17 protein-coding genes are annotated in these 17,001 nt (G+C 65.4%); 5 read left to right on the forward strand and 12 right to left on the reverse strand.

Going from position 1 to position 17,001, the window contains the following annotated elements:
• Window positions 1–2 precede the first annotated feature (2 nt).
• The 9 genes from gspD to gspG all read right to left on the reverse strand — a co-directional run bounded on the left by gspD (window position 3) and on the right by gspG (window position 8,035).
• The gene (gene gspD / locus H7F35_RS17845) at window positions 3–2,315 is read right to left on the reverse strand and encodes a type II secretion system secretin GspD (protein WP_187107948.1); all 2,313 of its coding nucleotides are present in this window, start codon (window positions 2,313–2,315) and stop codon (window positions 3–5) included.
• A gap of 7 nt (window positions 2,316–2,322) precedes the next feature.
• Window positions 2,323–3,123, reverse strand: coding sequence for a type II secretion system protein N (locus H7F35_RS17850; RefSeq protein ID WP_187107949.1), 801 nt, complete (start codon window positions 3,121–3,123; stop codon window positions 2,323–2,325).
• Between the two features lie 16 nt (window positions 3,124–3,139).
• Window positions 3,140–3,679 carry a type II secretion system protein GspM gene (gene gspM / locus H7F35_RS17855; RefSeq protein ID WP_187107950.1) on the reverse strand — a complete coding sequence of 180 codons (540 nt, stop codon included), beginning with the start codon at window positions 3,677–3,679 and terminating at the stop codon, window positions 3,140–3,142.
• A complete protein-coding gene (gene gspL, locus H7F35_RS17860; RefSeq protein WP_187107951.1) occupies window positions 3,676–4,887 on the reverse strand; it encodes a type II secretion system protein GspL in 1,212 nt (403 codons plus the stop codon). Before gspL ends, gspM begins: the two co-directional genes overlap by 4 nt.
• A gap of 126 nt (window positions 4,888–5,013) precedes the next feature.
• A complete protein-coding gene (gene gspK, locus H7F35_RS17865) occupies window positions 5,014–6,024 on the reverse strand; it encodes a type II secretion system minor pseudopilin GspK (protein WP_261803264.1) in 1,011 nt (336 codons plus the stop codon).
• Complete coding sequence (locus tag H7F35_RS17870) at window positions 6,021–6,740, reverse strand: type II secretion system protein J (protein ID WP_187107952.1); 720 nt, start codon at window positions 6,738–6,740, stop codon at window positions 6,021–6,023. The genes gspK and H7F35_RS17870 overlap by 4 nt, the downstream gene beginning before the upstream one ends.
• Window positions 6,740–7,120, reverse strand: coding sequence for a type II secretion system minor pseudopilin GspI (gspI, locus tag H7F35_RS17875; protein ID WP_187107953.1), 381 nt, complete (start codon window positions 7,118–7,120; stop codon window positions 6,740–6,742). The genes H7F35_RS17870 and gspI overlap by 1 nt, the downstream gene beginning before the upstream one ends.
• Window positions 7,117–7,620, reverse strand: a complete 504-nt coding sequence (locus H7F35_RS17880) for a prepilin-type N-terminal cleavage/methylation domain-containing protein (protein ID WP_187107954.1) — start codon at window positions 7,618–7,620, stop codon at window positions 7,117–7,119. Before H7F35_RS17880 ends, gspI begins: the two co-directional genes overlap by 4 nt.
• Complete coding sequence (gspG, locus tag H7F35_RS17885) at window positions 7,595–8,035, reverse strand: type II secretion system major pseudopilin GspG (protein ID WP_187107955.1); 441 nt, start codon at window positions 8,033–8,035, stop codon at window positions 7,595–7,597. Before gspG ends, H7F35_RS17880 begins: the two co-directional genes overlap by 26 nt.
• A gap of 49 nt (window positions 8,036–8,084) precedes the next feature.
• On the opposite strand from gspG, the gene H7F35_RS17890 reads away from it, so the two are divergent.
• On the forward strand, window positions 8,085–8,705 hold the full coding sequence (locus H7F35_RS17890) for a type II secretion system protein N (protein WP_187107956.1): 621 nt from the start codon (window positions 8,085–8,087) through the stop codon (window positions 8,703–8,705).
• Between the two features lie 80 nt (window positions 8,706–8,785).
• Here H7F35_RS17890 and ilvA read toward each other — a convergent pair whose 3' ends face one another.
• Window positions 8,786–10,396, reverse strand: coding sequence for a threonine ammonia-lyase, biosynthetic (gene ilvA / locus H7F35_RS17895; RefSeq protein WP_187107957.1), 1,611 nt, complete (start codon window positions 10,394–10,396; stop codon window positions 8,786–8,788).
• Window positions 10,397–10,446: 50 nt separating this feature from the next.
• Here ilvA and H7F35_RS17900 point away from each other — a divergent pair, with 50 nt between their 5' ends.
• Complete coding sequence (locus tag H7F35_RS17900; RefSeq protein ID WP_187107958.1) at window positions 10,447–11,577, forward strand: hypothetical protein; 1,131 nt, start codon at window positions 10,447–10,449, stop codon at window positions 11,575–11,577.
• Between the two features lie 94 nt (window positions 11,578–11,671).
• Here H7F35_RS17900 and H7F35_RS17905 read toward each other — a convergent pair whose 3' ends face one another.
• The gene (locus H7F35_RS17905) at window positions 11,672–12,937 is read right to left on the reverse strand and encodes a porin (protein WP_187114323.1); all 1,266 of its coding nucleotides are present in this window, start codon (window positions 12,935–12,937) and stop codon (window positions 11,672–11,674) included.
• A gap of 272 nt (window positions 12,938–13,209) precedes the next feature.
• On the opposite strand from H7F35_RS17905, the gene H7F35_RS17910 reads away from it, so the two are divergent.
• A complete protein-coding gene (locus H7F35_RS17910; protein ID WP_187107959.1) occupies window positions 13,210–13,659 on the forward strand; it encodes an OsmC family protein in 450 nt (149 codons plus the stop codon).
• 8 nt (window positions 13,660–13,667) lie between these two features.
• Here the strand turns inward: H7F35_RS17910 and coq7 are convergent, their stop codons facing one another.
• A complete protein-coding gene (gene coq7, locus H7F35_RS17915) occupies window positions 13,668–14,297 on the reverse strand; it encodes a 2-polyprenyl-3-methyl-6-methoxy-1,4-benzoquinone monooxygenase (protein ID WP_187107960.1) in 630 nt (209 codons plus the stop codon).
• Between the two features lie 281 nt (window positions 14,298–14,578).
• Here coq7 and H7F35_RS17920 point away from each other — a divergent pair, with 281 nt between their 5' ends.
• Window positions 14,579–15,847, forward strand: coding sequence for a porin (locus H7F35_RS17920; protein WP_187107961.1), 1,269 nt, complete (start codon window positions 14,579–14,581; stop codon window positions 15,845–15,847).
• A gap of 173 nt (window positions 15,848–16,020) precedes the next feature.
• On the forward strand, window positions 16,021–17,001 hold the full coding sequence (locus H7F35_RS17925) for an ABC transporter permease (protein WP_187107962.1): 981 nt from the start codon (window positions 16,021–16,023) through the stop codon (window positions 16,999–17,001).

Below are 17,001 nucleotides of genomic sequence, written 5' to 3' on the forward strand. Positions count from 1 at the left end.
CATCAAGGCAGTTCGCGCGAACTCACCGGGTCGCCCGTGGGCGGGAGTGCGCCGCGCAGCGGGCTCGGGGCCAGCCGGCGGGTGTCCGCGGCGGGTTGCGGCGGCGGAATGAGCTGAGTGCCTTCGATGCGGGACTCTCTCTGCCTGGTGCTGGTCGTGTCGGGTGTGCGCGCCGGCAGCGCGGGCAACACGTTGGCGCCGTCCACGGCACGCAGCATCACGTTGGAGGTGTCCGGTTGCGAGCGCTGTTGCAAGCCACGGATTTCGTCGTAGCGGTCGTAGGCGAAGCTGTCGGTCGCATTGCCGTCGCGCATCACCGCCGGACGCAGGAACATCATGAGGTTGATCTTTTCACGCGACCGGGCCTGGCTCTTGAACAGGTTGCCGAGCACAGGAATGTCACCCGCGAGCGGCACCTTCTCGACCGTGTTGTTGTAGCTGTCCGACAGCAGGCCGCCGAGCATGACCAGTCCGCCGTCTTCCACCAGCACGCTCGACTCGATGGAGCGCTTGCTGGTGGTCGGGCCGTTCACGTTGGTCAGCGTCTGCTGGTCGACCGTGGAGGTTTCCTGGAAGATCGTCAGCTTGACGGTGCCGTTCTCGTTGATGGTCGGGCGCACGCGCAAGGTGAGGCCCACGTCCTTGCGTTCGACCGTGGTGAACGGATTGACGCCCACCGAGCCCGAGGTGCTGGCGTACGAGCCCGTGGGGAAGGGCACGTTCTGACCGATGACGATCTTGGCTTCCTCGTTGTCCAGCGTCAGCAGGTTGGGCTTGGACAGCACGTTGGCGTCCTTGTCGCTGTCGAAGAAGCTGGCGATCGCGCCCAGGATGTACTGGCCGCCCACCTTGCCGGCAATGCCGAGGTTCATGCCCGGCGCCAGATTGAGGCCGTTCACGTTGCGCGTGGCCAGCGCCTGCGTCAGCGCCAGGATGCTGGCGCCCGCGACGGTGGAGTTGGTGCCGATCACGGCATTGCCGCCCAGCGCGCTTTGCCATTGCACGCCGAACTTCGCGGCGGCGGTGTCGCTCACCTCGACGATCAGCGCCTCGATCATGACCTGCGCGCGCCGGCCGTCGAGCTTGTCGATCACCGCGCGCATCTGGCGGTACTGCGGCTCGGGCGCCGTGATGATCAGCGAGTTGGTCGACGGGTCGGCCTGGATCTGGCCGCCGGTCGAGGGCTGGTTGTTGTTGTTCAGCGGCGCGTTGGCGGCGGCCGAGCCTCCGCTGCCTCCGCTCATGCTGGCCTGCATGGCCTGTGGCGCGCTGCTCTGTTGCGGCACCGGGCTGCCGCCGCCACCACCACCCGCGGCACCTTGCGTGCCCGACTGCTGGTTCGCCGCCATCGCGGCGCGCAGCGTGGCCGCCAGCCGCACCGCGTCGGCGTTCTTCAGGTAGACCACATAGATGTTGCCGGCCACGCCGTTGCTGCTTTCGGTCGGCGCGCGGTCGAGCTTCTCGACCAGCGTGCGAATGAGCTGCACGCGCGCCGGATTGGCCGCGCGCAAGATGAGCGAGTTGCTGCGCGGGTCGGCCAGCAGCGTGGTGCGGAACGACGCATCGGCCGCGCCCGGCGCCGCGGCGGCGCCCGGTGCGCCCGAGCCGCTGCCGTCGACCAGCCGCTGCACCAGCGGCAACAGGTCGGTGGCCACGGAGTGCTTGAGCTGGATGATCTCGATGTCCGACGCATTCGGCACGTCGAGCGACGCGATGATGCGGGCCAGCCGGCGCATGTTGTCGGCGTAATCGGTGATCACGAGCGAGTTGTTGCCCGGGTTCACGTTGATGGTGTTGTTGGGCGGAATCAGCGGGCGCAGCACCGGCAGCAGGCTGTTCGGCGACTCGTAGTTCAGCCTGAAGATCTGCGTGACGATCTGGTTGCTGCCGCTCGACGCGGTCGCGCCGATGGAGGTGTTGACCGTGCTGCTCTGCAGCTTGGCATCGGCCTCGGGCACCACCTTGTAGAGGCCATCGGCTTCCACCACCGTGAAGCCCTGCAGCCGCAAGGCCGAGGCGAACTGGTTGAACGCGGCGGCCGGCGCGATGGCGCGGTCGGTAACGAGGTTCATCGTGCCCTTGACGCGCGGATCGACCACCACGTCGCGCCCGGTCACCACCGCCATGGTGCGGGCCACGGCCTCGATGTCGGCGTTGGCGAAGTTCAGCGTGATCGGTTCGCCGCGCCGCGGTGCGTCGCCGGCCTGCGCGAAGGCGGGCGAGACGGCCTGCAGGAGAGACGCCGCGATCAGCATGCGTGCCGCGAGTGCGACGATGCCGAGGCGGGCGCCGGGCGAAGACAGTGGCTTCATCATGATCGGATCAACCCAGGGTGATGATCGAACGCGCGTTGTCGCGCCGTCCGATGATGTTCAACAAATTGGAAAGCGCGTCTTCGCGGCCGGGCGCGGCACTGGCTTCGCCGTTGAAGCGGAAGGTGGTGCCGTTCCAGCTGCCGCTGCCGTTCAACTCGAGGCTGCCCTCGCGCGTGCTGAGCAGCAGCGTGGGGCGATTGCCGCCTTCGAGCGTGAGCCGGTAGCTGCCCATCGGCCGCAGGGTCGACAGGCTGGAAGAAACATCGGTGGCGTCGAGCGTCGCCTGCCCCGCGATGCGCAGCGTGGGGCCGTCCCACTGCATCGCGAAGGCCTTGGTGGAAAGGTCGAGCGCACCGTCGAGCTTGAGCGTGTTCCAGGGCGCGCCCAGGCCGGTGAGCATGGTGGCGGGCCAGCGCGAGCGGGCGTCCTGCCACTCGAGCTGCATGCCGCCGGCGCGCAGGCTGGCCTTGAGTTCGAGCGGTGTGGCCGCGCAGCAGGGCAGATCGAGGCTGGCGGACAGGCCGCTCCAGTTCGGGCGCATGCGCCAGTGCAGCAGGCCCGGCAGCGAGATGGCTTCGGCCCCGCCGACACCGCTGGCAAACACTACGGCGGCCGTGCCGTTCCAGACGGTGCCGCGCGGGTTGGCCAGCACCAGCCGGCCCTGGCTCCAGTTCGACAGTGCCCCCGAGAGCCATCGCGCCGGCGCGAACGGCACCACCGCCAGCACCGCGCCGATCGCGATGCCGAGCAGCGCCCAGCGCCAGCCGCGGCGCGGTTTGGTTTCGGGAAGAAGGGGGCGCGTCACCATGCCGGGTTGCCGTGGCTCATCGCGCTGCGGGGAGCGCCATGACGAGCGTGCCTTCCCAGCGGATCTGCGGGGTTTGCGACGAGGCGTCCTTGCCGCCTGCCGCCGGCGGGGCGGCGGGGGCCCGGGTCAGGTGGGCTTCGCGTGGCACGGCATGGGCGTTGCCGCGTGCCTGCGCCAGCCATTGGGCGACCGCGTTCGCAGGCGCTGCGCGCAGCGTGACGGTGGCGCTGTCGCCGCCGGCGTTCATGAGCTGGGCGTTGCTTGTGCCGAGGCCGTCGCGTACCGAGACTTCGAGCGCGCGCATGGCGTCGTCGCGGTTCAGCCGGGGCTGCGACTGCAGCGCCTTCGCGCGGTTCTGCAAGGTGGCCATCTGCTGCAGTTGGGCATCGAGCTTCGCGTGTTCGGCCGGGGCCGCAGCCAGCGTGCGCAACGCGGGAGCGAGCGCAATCCACCAAAGCAAGGCCAGTGCCACGAGCGCGATGGCGGCGGCGACCATGCGGCGCTCGCGCGCTTCAAGGGCGGCCCAGCGGGCCTTGAGCTGTTCGCTGAAATTCATCGGGTGGCCTCGGCCTGTACCAACAGCAGATCGCCTTCGGTGCGAACGTTGTAGCCGCGCGGCGCCATCGCACCGGTGAGCTGGGAGACCTCGGAGGGTTGCAGCCCGAGGCCGCGCAGGCGCAACTGACCGGCGCTGTAGTCGACGGCGCTGGGCACCTTGCCGGGCGGAAGGTTCGTGGCGAGTGCGCCGACCATGGGTTCGAAGTCGCTGCCGGCCACGTCGCCCACGGCCTGCTGCAGCGCCGAGACTTCGCGCGCCATCTGCAGCGGCGCGTCGACCACGATCTTCACCGAGGGGAAGGTCTGGGTGAGGATGACGTCGGCGGCCTTGCGCTTGGCTTCGAGCGAGTTGCGCTCTTTCCAGGCCCAGGCGTTGAGGCCGATCAACTGGGTCAGCAGCAGCACCACGGCGCCCCAGCGCGCGGCGCGCCATTCGGGCGCATAGCGCAGGGTCTGGAACACCGACGCGAACTTCTTGCCGGCGCGCGCACGGCCCGTCACGGCAAGGTCGAACTGCGCCAGCTCCCAGGGCGTGCGCGCGGCCTGCAGCCAGCGCTGCGGCGTCTGCACGATGGGCACGCGGCGTTCGAGCAGGTGCTCGGCCGCTTCGGCCACGGCGGGTTCGGTGGTGATGACGGCGGTGTCCAGCGGCAGGCCGCCCGACAGGGCCAGCCCGGCGCCGGCCAGCGGCAGCGAGACGACACCGTCGGCATCGCAGACCGTGAGCTGCGGCGCCTCGGGCTCGCCCGTGATCTGCAACAGCGGCGGGCCGTCGGCCGGCTGGGGTGCGAACTCGGGGACGATGCGCACCACGCGCCGACCGGCCGCTTCGAGCCCCTGCACGATGCTGCGCAGCCAGATGCGATTGCAGGCCGCGACCCACACCGGGCCACCGGCCTTGGCGTCGGGTTCGAGCGCGAAGTGCAGGACCTCGGGCTCGTCGAGCAGATGCTCTTCGAGCAGGCCGTCGAGCACGGCGCGCAGCTTGGAGGCGCTGCCCATGCTGCCCTTGGGCAGCGCGATGCGGTGCCACGACAACGCCGCGGAAGGAATGCCGAGCGTGACTTCTGTGCTCGAGGGCAGGAGCGCCAGCAGCGCGCGGCCTTGGTTGCGCAACGCAATGCCGTCGTCGCCTGCCTGGGCCCAGTCGTACTCACCCGCGGCGTCGGCCGGAGGGAGGGGGGCAATGAGCAGCAGGGGGGTCATGTCGATCTTGGAAAAGCCGGTGATTGTAGGTGGGCGTCTTACAGCAAAGCGCTCTAATTTCGATAGCGTAGCGCGTAGGTGTGACGCCCATTTGAAGGCTTTTTTGTTAAAAAAATGTCACCGGGATCAGGGTTTGACCGGAGTGTTCGTTGCGCCGGCGCCGCGCGTGCGCCAGATCGTCGTCACCGTGACACCGTTGCGCTGCAGGAGCGAGTGCTCTTCGACCCAGGTGCGGTCCAGCCGCAGCTTGCCGTACACCTCGAAGAACTGCGTGCCCACGCCGTGCTGCGTCGCGTTGAAGGGCGTGCCGCCGCTGGGCAATGCGGCGTTGGCTGCGGCGAGGTCCTTGAAGAAGGAGCGCGTGCGCCGGTCCACCAACTGGCGCGCGTTGGCGATGCTGAGCGATTCCATGCTGGCGCTGATCGCCTCGGCGCTGGCGGTGTTGATGTTGAGCGTGGTGCGCACCGGCAGGATCGTCACGTAGGGTTCGAGGGCCGTGGCGGTCGAAGGCGAGAGACCGAGCCACACCAGCTGCGAGACCTCCTGCGGCATCAGCGGCGCAGCGCCGGCGTCGACATCGGCGCTGCCGTCGGACGCGGTGCCGTTCGACAGCGCGCTTGCGAGGCGGCTGGTCATCAGGTTGAGTTCCGACACCGGCAGGCCCAGCAGGTTGAACAGCCGGGTGAAGGTGGCGACGCTCGCCGGCATCGGCTTGCCGCCATCGACCAGCGACAGCACGTTGAGCTTGGACTGCGCATCGACGATGCGGCCCGACAGGAAGGCGTCGGGCAGCCCTTCGAGGTTGTCGCTCGACACGTTCTTGTCCGCCGACAGGAAGCTGGTGAGGCGCGCTTCCTCGAGCGGCACGGCCCAGGGCTCGCCCAGGTGGTCGGGGCCGCCGGCGCGGCCGTCTTCACCGAGGATCAGGCGCGACCAGTCGAGCGCGCCAATCAGCACCCAAGCCGCCTGCACGCGTGCGCGCTCCGCGCCTTCGACTTCCGAGGCGCGCCATTGCTGCCACAGCGCCGAGGCGGAGAAAGTGGCGACCAGCATCACGGTCAGCATCGCGGCGAGCAGCGCGGCACCGGACTGGCGATGCGTGCGCTTCATCGGCTTGGCGGTGCGCTGCGGCGTCATGATTTCGGCGCCCCGACCGTCGGCCTGACCCAGTCGCGGGTCAGCACGCCCGACAGGCCGTCGCCGGGCGGCAGGCTCAGCACCAGGCGCACGCCGTCGGGCATGTTGACGATCGGGCCCGTGGGGTTGGCGGGGTTGCCCGGTGTGGGCGGATTGGTCGGCGGCGGCGTGGCATTGGGCAACTGGCCGGCCGGCACCCAGGTGCTGTCGCGGAAGAAGTAAAGCTGCCAGCTGTCGGCGGCCATCAAGGCGACATCGCCGTAGCCGCCGGGTTGCGCGCCGCCGTCCTGCGCCCAACTGGCAGCGAGATTCCAGGCCTGCTGCCATTCGCCGCGTGTGGTGAAGGAGGGCGATTGCCAGCGTCGCCAGCGCACGCCATCGGGGCCGCCGCGCAGGGTCCACGCCACCACCAGCACCGAAGGCGCGGTCGCGTCGCTGTTGCGGCGCGTGAGGCGCAGCACGCGGCCGTCCCAGTCGATCGGGCGGGTCTGCGCCAGGGCGGTCGTGGCGTCGAGGTCGGCGCCCCATTGGGCGAGCGTGGCCTGCAGCGTCAGGACGGCGTCGGCACGCTGCTGGTTCTGCGTGGTGGCGCGCGACATGCTGTCCAGACCGCGCCAGCTCACGAGCGAAAGCAGCGCCATGACGGAGATGGCGACCAGCAGTTCGATCAGCGTGAAGCCGCGCGGGGCCTTTGTGCGATGGACGCGTGGCGTCATCAGAAGCGCCCCACCACGGTCGAGATGCGCAGGATCGGTGCGTTGCCCTCGTCGCGCACCTGCACATCGACGCGGCGGAAATTCGGGTTGAGCGTGGATACGGTCGAGGTCGTCACGTTGAACGACGCACCCGCTTGCACGCAGATCGAACCCGAGTCACCCACGGCCGGCATCTGCCGCGACAGGCGAGCCTTGGCGAGTTCGTTCTCTGCGCACAGGTCGGCCAGCACCAGGTCGGACTGCCGCTGCGCATTGCGCGTGAGCGACATCGTGGCCTGCGAACCGGCGGCAAGCGCCAGCGCGACGATGCCGAGCGCGATCAGCACCTCGATCAGCGTGAAGCCGCCGATGCGTGAAGAAGAAGCAGGCCTGCGGCTCATGGCACGGGGGAGACGGTGAAGGGGCGCAAACCATCGGTGGCGATGCGCAGCGAACGCGCAGGCGGGCCGGCGGAATACAGCGTGACCTGCTGCGCCGCAATGATCGGGTCGGGCCCGAGCTGCAGGGCAGGAACCAGCACGCCATTGGCGAGCGAGGCCTGGGCGGTGATGCCCTCGGCGACCCAGCCGCCGGGCAGCGCATCGGCCGGCAGGCCATCGAACACGAAACTGCCTTCGACCGGGCGCCACCGCACCGCAACGCCGCTGGCCCGCGATTGGGCGCGGGCCGATTCGAGCAGGGCGGCGAGCCGGTCGGCTTCGCGGTCGAGCTTGGCCGCGTTGGTGTCGCGCATCGCAAAACTCACGCTGGCGGTGGCGATCGCGATGATCGCGATCACGACGATCAGCTCCAGCAGGGTGAAGCCGCGAGCGGCACGCGGCTGTTGCCTTGTGTGGCGCCGGGCGCCCGTGCTGCTACTGCCAGCTGCCGATGTCGGCATTCTTGCCTTCGCCACCACTCACGCCGTCTGCGCCGAACGAGAGCACGTCGATCTCGCCCTTGATGCCCGGGTTCATGTACTGGTACGGATGGCCCCAGGGGTCATTGGGCAACTTCTCGACGTAAGGCTTCCAGTTGGGTGCGGCCGGTCCGGTGGTCGGGCGCGTAAGCAGCGACTGCAGGCCCTGCTCGGCAGTCGGGTAGCGCTGGTTGTCCAGGCGGTAGAGCTTGAGCGCCTGCATCAGGTTGTTGATGTCGGTGCGGGCGGCCGTCACGCGGGCATCGTCGGCGCGCTCGATCACGTTCGGCACGATCAATGCCGCCAGCACGCCGATGATGACCAGCACCACCATCAGTTCGATCAGCGTGAAGCCGCGTTGGGCGGTGCGGGAAGCGGCACGAATGAATTTGGTCATAGGTTGGGTGACATGGTTCGGAAAGCGCGCTGCATGATAATCCGCGGCCATGACAAGTCCTTACTCCGCAGCCCGCTGGCATGCCCCACTTGCAACGACCGGCCTTTGGGCACTGGCCGCTGGCGCCGCGGTGTTCTGGGTGCTGCGCCTGGCTTCGCCGGCCGATGCCGTGGCGGCTGCGGCGACCATGCCCCGACCTTCGGTGTCCGCCGATTCCGACGCGGTCGCGCGGTTGCTCGGCGTGCTTCCCTCGTCGCACACTGCGCCTGTGGCTCCCGAAGCGGCCAGCCGCTTCGCGCTGTCGGGCGTGGTGGCGGACCCCTCGAGGCAGGGGGCTGCGTTGATCTCCATCGACGGCAAGCCGCCTCGGCCGTTCCGTGTCGGCTCGCGGGTCGGTGACAACTACGTGTTGCAGTCGGTGGGCGTGCGCGCGGCAACGCTCGGTGCCCAGTTCGATGGGCCTGCAGCGTTCACGCTGCAACTGCCGGTGCGAGCGCCGATCAGTGTCAGCAGCGTGGCGCCGCCCCCGATGGCCGTCGTGCCCGCGCCGCTGCCTGCACCGGCAGGGCTCTTGCCGTCGACCATGCCGGCCGTGGTGGCACCGCAGCAAACCGGCGGAACCTTGCAGCAGCCCGCAATGACGGTGCCGCCCCAGGCGGCTGCCCAATAGCGCTGTCTGTGTTGTCGCGCGAGCGCGCGAACGGACGACCGAAGCCGGCCTTGCGCCGGCTTTTCTTTTTCCGTCGTGCGTCAGGCTTGCAGGAACAGGCGGTACGCCGGGTTGGTCGTTTCCTCGACGTAGGGATAGCCCAACGTTTCGAGGAAGGCATCGAAGGCGGTGGACTCCCCGGCCGGCACTTGCAGCCCGACCAGGATGCGGCCGTAGTCGGCGCCCTGGTTGCGGTAGTGGAACAGGCTGATGTTCCAGTTCGGCCGCATCAGGCTCAGGAATTTGAGCAGCGCACCGGGACGCTCGGGGAACACGAAGCGCAGCAGGCGTTCGTCGTGCGCCAGGCCCGTGCGGCCGCCGACGAGATGCCGAAGATGCTCCTTGGCGAGTTCGTCGTGCGTGAGGTCGAGCGCGTCGAAGCCGTGGTCGATGAAGGTCTGCGCGATGGTGGCCGATTCACCGCGTGCCGACGTGGTGAGGCCGACGAACACGTGGGCCTTGGCGGCATCGCTGATGCGGTAGTTGAACTCGGTCACGTTGCGTGGCGCGCCGCCGCCGGAGGCTTCGGCGGTGCTCGCGGGCATCTCGCTGACCAGCTCGCAGAAGCGGCGGAAGCTGCCGCGCTCCTCGGGGATCGTGACTGCGAACAGCGCTTCGCGTTCCTCGCCGACTTCGGCCCGCTCGGCCACGAAACGCAGCCGGTCGAAATTCATGTTGGCGCCGCACAGGATGGCTGCGTAGGTCTCGCCATGACGGCCGTGCTGGGCGACGTATTGCTTGATTGCCGCCACCGCCAGCGCACCCGCCGGCTCGACGATGCTGCGCGTGTCGACGAAGACGTCCTTGATGGCCGCGCATACGGCGTCGGTGTCGACGGCGATGTAGTCGTCGACCAGCTCGCTGGCGATGCGGAAGGTTTCCTCGCCGACGAGCTTGACGGCGGTGCCGTCCGAGAACAGGCCCACGTCGGGCAGGCTCACACGCTTGTGCGCAGCGACCGATTGCATCATTGCGTCGGAGTCGTTCATCTGCACGCCGATCACCTTGATCTCGGGTCGCACGGCCTTGATGTAGTTGGCCACGCCGGAGATCAGGCCACCGCCGCCGATCGCCACAAACACGGCATCGAGCGGACCTTGGTGCTGCCGCAGGATTTCCATGGCGATGGTGCCTTGGCCCGCAATCACATCGGGGTCGTCGAATGGATGAACGAAGGTCAGGTTTTGCCGGGCCTGCAATTCGAGCGCGTGCAAATAGGCGTCTGAATAACTGTCGCCGTGCAAAACGATTTCGCCACCGAAGCCGCGAACCGCATCGATTTTCAATTTGGGTGTGGTCACCGGCATGACGATGACCGCACGCGTGCCGAGTTTGCGTGCACCCAATGCGACGCCTTGCGCGTGATTGCCGGCCGACGCGCAAATCACCCCCCTCGCCAATTGCTCCGCATCCAGGTGCGCCATCTTGTTGTATGCACCGCGCAGCTTGAAGCTGAAGACAGGTTGCTGGTCTTCGCGCTTGAGCAGAACAGTGTTGCCGAGCCTCTCGCTGAGCGCGCGCGCTTTCTCCAGCGCGGACTCGACGGCAACGTCGTAGACCCGGGCGTTGAGAATTTTTCTGAGATAGTCAGCGGGCGTCAGCGCCGAATGAACAGGCGCATCGCGCACGATTTTTTTCAAGGGAGTTTTCATTTGCTAACTGACGATGATAAGAGGCATCGGGATTGCTTGCGGAAGAGTACATGGACACAAATGTCATAAACCTCTTCCCTCGCGTCCCAGCAGCAAATGATTCGGGTTTTTTTAAACGCACCTATTCCGCGATTCATACGCCCGCCAAACTAGTAAACGTTGAGCAAAATTTGTTATCAGTTTCTGTCAGTGACCTTTCCAAAGGACTGATGAAAGCCGAGGCCGCACGCGTTCAGCGAAAAGAAATTGGACGACCCACATGGCAGGTGATGGGCAACAGATTGCGGGCGCACATCGTTCCACTGCTGGGTGATTTGCCTGCAGAAGAATTCGGGACGGCCGATGCGCAACGCTTGATCGATCACCTGGGGGCGCAAGGTTTCACAAGCACGACGATCGCCCAGTACCTGGTGTTGTTGCGCAAGGTCGTGATGCACGGCGTGCACACCGGCGTGCTGCGCGACGCGCCTGCATTTCCGAAGATCAAGGTGCGCAGCCAGCCACGTGGCAGCTTCAGCGTTGCGGAGTACCGGGCGTTGATTGCTGCTGCGCGCAGCCTGCGCGGACATTCGCATCCGGTGCTCGACCGGCTTTCCGCCGGCGAGCGCTTCTGGATTGCGCGCGAGTTGCTCGTCATGCCCGACGAGCTGCCCTGGTTGATCCGCTGGATGGTGAACACCTTCGTTCGTCCGAGCGACATCAAGCTCATGAAGCACAAGCACATCGAGGTTGTGCGCGGCAAGCATGTCTACCTGCGGATGAACCTGCCTGAGACCAAGCGGCACAGCCAGCCCATCGTGAGCTTGCGTCCGGCCGTGCGTGTCTACGAATGCTTGCTTGTTCATCGCCGCGAGCATGGTTTTGGCGGGGCGGAAGACTACATCTTCCTGCCGCAGTTGAAGAACCGCGAGCACGCGCTCGCGGTGCTCAATTTTTTCTTTCACTGGGTGCTCGAAAAGACGGGGCTCGGAAAGGGGCCACTGGGTCAATCGAGGACGCTGTATTGCCTGCGCCATACCGCAATCACGTTGCGGCTTCTGTATGGGCAGGGGATCGACATGCTGACCTTGGCGCGCAATGCGCGAACGAGCGTCAACATGGTCGAGCGTTTCTACGCATCGGTGCTGAGCGGAGAAATGAATGTGGGGCTGCTGCAAAGCAGGCGTGGCCGGATGAGCTGAGAAAGCACAAAAAGCCGCCCAGCGTGAGCTGGGCGACTTGAGGCTTTGCCGATTCGAACTGGCGTGAGCCAGCATGGGAATCAAGAATTGCGGATCAGAACGCGTGACGGATGCCGAAGTCGTAGCCGGTCGACGTCTTCGGGGTGAAGGTCGTGTTGTTGCTGAAGAGCAGGTTGCTGGTCGACAGAGCAGCGCCGTTCTTGTTGCTGACACGAGCGATCGTTGCGTACAGAGCCGTGCGCTTCGACAGGTTGTGCACGTAGCCGAGGGCTAGCTTGTTGGCCTTCTCATCAGCCTTGTTGAACGCGAACTGGTTGAACGCGAACTTCTGATTCCGGTCGTACTTGACCGCCGAGTACGAAGCGCGGATCAGGCCAGCGCCGACCGGCACGGTCACGCCGAGCAGGTAGCCTGTCAGATCGGTGCCGTTGTCACGACCAAGGATGTCGAACTGTTGGGTTTCGTAGTCAACCTTGTTTTTGGCCTTCGAGTACTCTCCGAAGAGCTTCACGGGACCGAAGTCGTACGAAGCGCCGAGGTTGAACGTGTTCACCTTGCTGGTGATGCCGGCTTGGTACTGATCGCCAGTGGTGCTGCTGCCGTAGGCGACTGCAACGTCCAGCGGACCATTGGCGTACCCGAAGCGGCCACCGACGTAGCGACCGGCGCGTGCCGTGTTGTCCTTGTAGAACGCATTGGTCAAAGCGGCCGAGTTGGACTTGAACTTCGTCTGCTCGTTGAAGGCATACATCACCTGACCGTAGAAGCCTCCGAGGTTCGGCGGCAGGAAGTAGCCGATCGAATTGCTTGCGCGGTCATAGTTCGTATTGCCGCCAAAACCACCAGCGGCTGTAGGGTCGAACCTGCTCTTGGTGTTGTACCCATTGGCGGTGTTGATCAGGTTGGTACCCACACCGTTGGTGCCGAACGGATCGAACACGGTGTCGTTCCAGAAGGTCGGGGTGTAGTCGCGACCGAGGCGGAGTTCACCGAAGCCACCGGACAGGCTCACGGTCGAGCGGCGCTTGAAAGATGAAACGCCGGTGGCGCCATCGTCATTGCTGATCGGGGCTTCGAGCCAGAAGCTGGCAGCCAGGCCGCCACCGAGGTCTTCGGTGCCGCGGAAGCCCAGACGGCTGCCGTTGTAGCCCGAGCTGGCCAGAGCGCGTTTGCTGGTCTTGACGCTACCCTGGTTCACGTAGAACGGATCGATGACCGGCAGACCGTTGGCATTGCGCGTGACGCCATTGTTCAGATCACGCGAGCTGTTCGAATAGCCGCTGATCGACGCGTCGACCACACCGAACAGCGTGACGGACGACTGGGCCGAGGCAACACCGGCAACAGCCAGGGCAGCCAGAGCAGCTGCCCTTTTCGGACGTGCACTAGAGTGGCTTCGGCGTCCCCGTGCCTCACCGGAAAGAAAAAAGCCCCGAGCTTTGCAGCTCGGGGCTAAATCCACCAATTGGAAGGGTGGAGGAGACAACTGGGTGCGCACAGCTTGGCGCGCAATGAAATAAAGTATATCGACTGTTTGTTGCGTTGCAACAAGCGAGTGATGCTTTTCCCACACATAAATGGATGCCGGCGTGCATTTTTGCCCGACATCCCCGACTGGAACCCTCAAAAACCATGGAATGCACAGTAAGTTGGACTGGCGACGCAGGCACCCGATCGGCCATGGGCTTTGTTGCCGAAACGGGCAGCGGCCACGTCTTGATGATGGATGGCGCCCCCGATGCCGCGAAACCCGAAAACGGCGGACAGAACCTCGCGGCCCGGCCAATGGAAGCCGTGCTCGCCGGTACGGGAGGGTGCACGGCCTATGACGTCGTGCTCATCCTGAAGCGCGGGCGCCATCGTGTCGAACGCTGCAGCGTCAAGCTGACCAGCGAACGTGCGGAAAAAGACCCGAAGGTCTTCACGAAAATCCACATGCACTTCACCGTGGCGGGGAAGGGAATTCCGACGCTGGCCGTGGAGCGCGCGATTGCACTGAGCCACGAAACCTATTGCTCGGCCAGCATCATGCTTGCGAAGACCGCCGAGATCACCACCAGTTTCGACCTGATCGAAACCTGAAGTCGCCCCTAGATGCGATGCGCCAGCGTGGTCATCACGCGGGAGGCCACGCGCATCAGGGCCTTGGCCGGCGCCGGGAGTTCCGCCGCGCCAGCGTCGACAGCCTGTGCGGCGTGGCGTGCTTCATCGAGCTTCATCTGCTCGACCACGGCCCTGGAAGCGCTGTCAGCAAGTGGAAGACGATCCAGGTGGCTGTCGAGGTGAGCTTCTACCTGGCGTTCGGTTTCCGCGACGAACCCAAGGCTCAGCGGATCCCCGAGGCGCCCCGCGACGAGGCCGAGACCGAACGCTCCCGCATACCAGAGCGGATTCAGGATCGAAGGCCGCGCGCCGAGTTCATCGAGGCGCTGGCGTGTCCACGCGAGGTGATCGGTTTCTTCATGCGAAGCCTCCATGAGCTGGGCGCGAAGTGCCGGATCGCGTGCGACGGCCGCCTGGGCCGTGTACAGCGCCTGCGCACAGACCTCACCCACATGATTCACGCGCATCAATGCACCGGCGTCCCGGCGTTCGCTTTCGCTCATTTCTCCGGGCGCTTGCGAAGGCAGGGGTATGGGCCGGGTTGCATGAGGGCGAGCAAAAAGGGTGCGCAATGCCGCATCTGCTGCGGTCAGAACAGGGTCGAGCAAGGGCGTCATGTAGCTATTTGAACGCACATGGCAAATGTCGCGCGGAATCGCCGTTCGATTTCATATCGTGGTGCGCCAGGTGGGCTAAGTCCTTTGTTGCACGACTGCAACGAAACGCGCTGGCCATCCAAGATTTCGGGCGAATTGTTTTGCCCTGCCGCAGCGGCTCTGGTGCAATAGCATCAACTTCCCAAAAGGAGGTTGGCCCGGGGTCCGGTGGGAGCACAAAGTGCCAGTCACGGTGAGCCCTTCGCACCGGAGCCCTATGTTTAACCTTGGAGAAACTTGCAATGAAAAAATCTCTAGTTGCTCTGGCTGCCCTGGCTGTTGCCGGTGTCGCCTCGGCCCAGTCGTCCGTCACTCTGTTTGGTGTGGTCGACGCGTCGATCAGTAACTACTCGACCAAGAGCACCTGGCAGCCCGCGACCCCGTTCGCGATCCAGCCTTTTGCCGTTCCCGCTGGCCGCAAGCAAAGCCAGACGTCGCTGGCTAACTCGGGTTACAACTCGAGCCGCCTGGGCTTCCGTGGTACGGAAGACCTCGGTGGTGGCTTGGCTGCCAGCTTCTGGCTCGAATCCGGCATCAGCAACGATGACGGTGCCAAGGGCATCAATAACTTCAACCGTCGTTCGACGGTGAGCCTGTCGGGTGGTTTCGGTGAAGTTCGCCTCGGTCGCGACTACACCCCGACCTTCTGGAACGACACCGTGTTCGATCCGTTCGGCACCAACGGCGTTGGCACCAACCTGATCTCGAATGTCAACACTCGTCTGGCAAGCTCTGCGGGCCCTGGCTCCGCAGTCGCTGCTAGCGACAACTACGTTCGTACCGGCAACTCGATCGGCTACTTCCTGCCGCCGAACCTGGGTGGCTTCTACGGTCAGTTCCAGTACGCCCTGCATGAGAACGTCAAGCTGAGCGATACGACCAGCAGCCCGTCGAGCAAGGGTCGCTACGTTGGTGGCCGCTTCGGCTACGCCAACGGCCCGCTGGACGTCGCAGCTTCGTACGGTCAAAGCACGGCAGCCGACTCGGCCAGCCTGACGGCCAGCCAAAATCGCAAGATCAACACCTTCAACCTGGGTGCTTCTTACGACTTCGGTCCCGTCAAGCTGTTCGGCGAGTACTCGGCAGTCAAGGACAAGAACCAACTCGGCACTCCGGTTGCCCTGCTCGGTCTGCCGTACCTGGCAACCACGACGCAGAGCGACAAGTACAACGGCTACCTGCTGGGTGTGACCGTGCCGGTCGGTGCTGGCCTGATCCGCGCTTCGTATTCGTCGGTGAAGTACAAGAACGGCGCTCCGCAGACGTTCAACTTCTTCAACACGAACAACGGCAATGCTCGCGGCAACCAGCTCGCTATCGGCTACGTGCACAACCTGTCGAAGCGCACTGCCCTGTACGCTACGCTGTCGCGCATCAACCTGAAGAACGCCTACAACAACCCGGCCGTCATGGGCGCAACCACCGGTGGCTCGCCTGCTTACCTGGCTGGTGGCGGCTACGCTCCGAAGAGCGCAACCGGCTACGACTTCGGTATCCGTCACGCTTTCTAATTTGACGCTGGCGTAAGCCAGCTTCGAATCGAAAGATGCGAAAGCCACTCGACGAAAGTCGAGTGGCTTTTTTTCGTTCTGCAACCCGGAAAAACATGCGCTCCACCCCCGGGGAACCACCGTGCGGGCACGCACCTTGCACTGCTAGCATGCCCGATCACTTTTGTTTCTGAATGACTGCCTTTGTACTGCGCCGCCTGATCCAGGCCGTGATCGTGATGGTCGCGGTCGCGTTCATTGCCTTCCTCTTGTTCCAATATGTCGGCGACCCCGTCGTGTTCCTGTTGGGACAAGACGCCAAGCCCGACCAGATCCGCGAACTGCGCTCTGCCTTGGGGCTTGACCAGCCCTTCTTCGTGCAGTTCTGGCACTTTCTCGTCAATGCGGCGCAAGGCGAGTTCGGCCTGAGCCTGCGCCAGGGTGCGAAGGTGTCGCGCCTGATCGGCGAGCGCTTTCCGGCCACGCTCGAACTTGCGCTCGTGGCCGCCGCGCTGGCGCTGTTCATCGGCATTCCGATGGGCGTGTACACCGCATTGCGCCGTGGCACCTTCATGAGCCAGGTGTTCATGACCGTGTCGCTGCTCGGCGTGTCCTTGCCCACCTTCCTGATCGGCATCCTGCTGATCCTCGTCTTCGCGGTGACGCTGGGCTGGTTCCCGAGCTTCGGGCGCGGCGAGACCGTGCAGTTCGGCTGGTGGAGCAGCGGGCTCTTCAAGGCCGACGGCTGGCACCACATCGTGCTGCCGGCGGTAACGCTGGCGATCTTCCAGCTCACGCTCATCATGCGATTGGTGCGGGCCGAGATGCTCGAGGTGCTGCGCACCGACTACATCAAGTTCGCGCGCGCACGTGGCCTGTCGAACCGCGCCATCCACTTCGGCCATGCGCTCAAGAACACGCTGGTGCCGGTGATGACCATCACCGGCCTGCAGCTCGGCGGCCTGATCGCCTTCGCCATCATCACCGAGTCGGTGTTTCAGTGGCCTGGCATGGGCCTGCTGTTCATCCAGGCCGTGACCTTCGCCGACATTCCGGTGATGGCCGCCTACCTGTGCCTCATTGCCTTGATCTTCGTGGTGATCAATCTCGTGGTCGACCTTCTGTACTTCGTGGTCGATCCGCGTCTGCGCGTGGGCAAGGCAGGAGGGCATTGA

This window comes from Variovorax sp. PAMC26660, assembly GCF_014302995.1.
Taxonomy (GTDB): Bacteria; Pseudomonadota; Gammaproteobacteria; order Burkholderiales; family Burkholderiaceae_C; genus Variovorax.

What these genes read in the sequence shown, in the direction of transcription:
- gspK (WP_261803264.1), bottom strand. Translation starts at nt 6,024, where the DNA reads ATGACGCCGCAGCGCACCGCCAAGCCGATGAAGCGCACGCATCGCCAG.
- H7F35_RS17925 (WP_187107962.1), top strand. Translation starts at nt 16,021, where the DNA reads ATGACTGCCTTTGTACTGCGCCGCCTGATCCAGGCCGTGATCGTGATG.
- gspL (WP_187107951.1), bottom strand. Translation starts at nt 4,887, where the DNA reads ATGACCCCCCTGCTGCTCATTGCCCCCCTCCCTCCGGCCGACGCCGCG.
- coq7 (WP_187107960.1), bottom strand. Translation starts at nt 14,297, where the DNA reads ATGACGCCCTTGCTCGACCCTGTTCTGACCGCAGCAGATGCGGCATTG.
- gspD (WP_187107948.1), bottom strand. Translation starts at nt 2,315, where the DNA reads ATGATGAAGCCACTGTCTTCGCCCGGCGCCCGCCTCGGCATCGTCGCA.
- H7F35_RS17850 (WP_187107949.1), bottom strand. Translation starts at nt 3,123, where the DNA reads ATGGTGACGCGCCCCCTTCTTCCCGAAACCAAACCGCGCCGCGGCTGG.
- H7F35_RS17880 (WP_187107954.1), bottom strand. Translation starts at nt 7,620, where the DNA reads ATGCCGACATCGGCAGCTGGCAGTAGCAGCACGGGCGCCCGGCGCCAC.
- H7F35_RS17910 (WP_187107959.1), top strand. Translation starts at nt 13,210, where the DNA reads ATGGAATGCACAGTAAGTTGGACTGGCGACGCAGGCACCCGATCGGCC.
- H7F35_RS17870 (WP_187107952.1), bottom strand. Translation starts at nt 6,740, where the DNA reads ATGACGCCACGCGTCCATCGCACAAAGGCCCCGCGCGGCTTCACGCTG.
- H7F35_RS17900 (WP_187107958.1), top strand. Translation starts at nt 10,447, where the DNA reads ATGGACACAAATGTCATAAACCTCTTCCCTCGCGTCCCAGCAGCAAAT.
- H7F35_RS17920 (WP_187107961.1), top strand. Translation starts at nt 14,579, where the DNA reads ATGAAAAAATCTCTAGTTGCTCTGGCTGCCCTGGCTGTTGCCGGTGTC.
- gspM (WP_187107950.1), bottom strand. Translation starts at nt 3,679, where the DNA reads ATGAATTTCAGCGAACAGCTCAAGGCCCGCTGGGCCGCCCTTGAAGCG.
- ilvA (WP_187107957.1), bottom strand. Translation starts at nt 10,396, where the DNA reads ATGAAAACTCCCTTGAAAAAAATCGTGCGCGATGCGCCTGTTCATTCG.
- gspG (WP_187107955.1), bottom strand. Translation starts at nt 8,035, where the DNA reads ATGACCAAATTCATTCGTGCCGCTTCCCGCACCGCCCAACGCGGCTTC.
- H7F35_RS17890 (WP_187107956.1), top strand. Translation starts at nt 8,085, where the DNA reads ATGACAAGTCCTTACTCCGCAGCCCGCTGGCATGCCCCACTTGCAACG.
- gspI (WP_187107953.1), bottom strand. Translation starts at nt 7,120, where the DNA reads ATGAGCCGCAGGCCTGCTTCTTCTTCACGCATCGGCGGCTTCACGCTG.